Source organism: Methanobrevibacter sp. (genome assembly GCF_045130115.1).
GTDB lineage: Archaea > Methanobacteriota > Methanobacteria > Methanobacteriales > Methanobacteriaceae > Methanocatella.
On record NZ_JBGUPC010000030.1, the window covers coordinates 1 to 2,533 of the forward strand.

General features: G+C 34.8%; 3 protein-coding genes. All 3 read right to left on the bottom strand.

The window, feature by feature from the left end:
* Positions 1-221: 221 nt before the first annotated feature.
* A complete protein-coding gene (locus tag ACJMML_RS05175) occupies positions 222-848 on the bottom strand; it encodes a hypothetical protein (RefSeq protein ID WP_405306300.1) in 627 nt (208 codons plus the stop codon).
* Between the two features lie 3 nt (positions 849-851).
* Positions 852-2,183, bottom strand: coding sequence for an AAA family ATPase (locus ACJMML_RS05180; protein WP_405306301.1), 1,332 nt, complete (start codon positions 2,181-2,183; stop codon positions 852-854).
* A 119-nt stretch (positions 2,184-2,302) separates the two neighbouring features.
* A complete protein-coding gene (locus tag ACJMML_RS05185) occupies positions 2,303-2,425 on the bottom strand; it encodes a hypothetical protein (protein WP_405306302.1) in 123 nt (40 codons plus the stop codon).
* Positions 2,426-2,533: the final 108 nt, after the last annotated feature.

Sequence of the window (2,533 nt, forward strand, 5' to 3'; positions counted from 1 at the left end):
GATCATTATCTACGATACAAGCGAAGGTCTGCGGATCGAGGTCAGACTCAACGCCGACTTCACCGAGCATATGATCATCTTTAACAAGGACGGCGAAAAGCAAGCCGACATAAAGGTACTGGAAAAAGGCAACTATCCGCTCGCTATGCGCAGAAGAATGAGATTTAAGGAGTAAATGATAACCCCTGAAAGCATAACATCTTTCAGGGGTAAATTTTTCATTATGTACTTGTTAAATCTAAATCTCCTGTCATTTCTTCGCCGGAATCAAACATTTGTATGGGGTAATGCCTGATTGTAATAGTTTTTCCAAGATTAATGTGCATAAGATCTTTGTCCCACTCATCTTTTTTAACATCAATCGCTCTTTCACCTAACATAGGTTTATATATCTGCGGATTTGAATTGGTGTCTGCTTCTGTATCAAATTTTAATTTCAAGAATGAAGTATATGCGATTGTCTGAGTGATCGTTATTCCCAATGCAACAGCAATAGCCAGTGCATTTAAGTAAGAACTTCTGACTTTTCTCTTAACACCCTTAAACGTTTCGCTTCCTACAGTCTTTTTCATTTCAATCAAGTGAAGTGTACAATTACCTGAACAATTTTGAAAAATAACATGGTCAACACTTTTTTGCATTCCAAATTCCCGGTCTTGCTTAAAAAATCCACATTTCTTTGAATTGTCAAAATCTTCGATGCATAAGTTATCTAATGAATTAAGTGTAACTTTTAAAACACTTTTTCCAGACTCCTTTCTTTCGTGTAAATCATATAACGTTTGATTATCACTAAAGTAATCTGGTAAAAATAAATTATCTTTTACAAATTCAATCCGTTCATCCATTTATTAATCCTCGTCCTGAAAAGCATAAACCTCATCTAATATCTTCTTCAAAGAATCATTGAATGTATTTACAACAAACCCGTACTTGTTACATTTAAGCGCTTCAAGTCTGGAACGATTATCTTCTTTAACAAATTGATACATACTGATATTATCACGGGAAATAAGATCCTCCGGTTCATATGAAAATTCATTCATTAACTGGTTTTGTTTAGTTTTTGTGTTACCTTTTAGCTTAATCATATTATTTATGTGCTGAATCATAGTATCACTATGTGTAGTAAGCCAAACAGGAATCCCAGAATTCACTATACGAATGATCACTCTTGCCATCTGCTGTTGAAGCTCAGGATGAAGATGAGCTTCAGGTTCTTCAATTATTAGAGTATTAAACTTAATATTTGATTTTAAGAGCAATAACAAAGGCGCTGTTTCCGAAATAATGGACGAAGCTACATGCAAAGGAAGTTCTTTGTCTGAACCTTTTGGATGATACTTAATAACAGGGAGCATTTGTTTTTTTACAGACAAATCTCCGTTTGTCATTCTGTTCTCCATAAAATCAATTATTTCGATGTATTTGTTCTTTTTTACCGAAACTTCAAAACGAGTAATCAGCTGTAAAAAGTCAACATATGGCAATGTTAATAAACTAACAGAATCCTCCTGTTCGGTACTAAAGCTCTTCTGTAAGGAGCTTTCAACTAATTGAGGATATGTCAGCATAAAACCTGTTCTTGAAGCCGGAAGATAAACAGGTTCACCGTTTCTTCTGCCCATCACTGCCTGGGTTAAAAGTGGCGCAGATAATTCACCCATCACCATAAACCAGCAGATGTAGGAATTCATCTTTAATAATTCATCACGGGAAATGACTTCACGTTTAGGAAAAAAAATCGAATTTTTCTGGGTAGAATATCTTTCGCGATTTTCGTTCCATTTTATGCTGATTGGTTTTTCTCTGAAATAATCTCTAATTTCGAGCTTTTCAATTGCAACTTCAAAATTAAAAAGCTTTTTCATCAGTGCTTTTTTATTACTGTTCAATATCTCGTTAAACCAAGTTATATATAAAGAAGACACAGCATCATCAATTAGTACATCTTGATTTTGGACGGATTCTAACCAACGCTCACATTCAATATATGTCTTGGATTTTGAGGGCTTTTTAGGAAAAAAATCTTTTCCAATTGTAAGAATCCCCCACAACAGACTCATTAAATAACTTTTTCCGCTGTTATTATCACCAACAAAGCACATCAGAGAATTAAGTTTCACATCGGCCTTTTTTATTTTTGCAAAATTATCAACATGCAGCGTCCATGTTCCGTTCATAATAACACCTTCTTTATAAATAGTATTTCCCTAATTATATTATATCATTCTAAATACGAAGTTTCAATAGTTTTGTTTGTTGTTTTGTCATTGTACAAATTATTAAAATTCTTGTCAACTCACTTGTCAGACGCATAAACCATATAGTTGTATGTCTGTCTAGAAACAAACGGACTGTTTTCTTTTCGCTCGCCTTCAAGTCCTGTTACCTGCACTTTGCTTGTAAAATAGAAATCGGACACCCAATGGGTATCCGATTTCTATGGTGCAGGTAACAGGACTTGAACCTGCATGAAATTGCTTTCACATGGACCTGAACCATGCGCGTCTGCCAATTCCGCCATACCTGC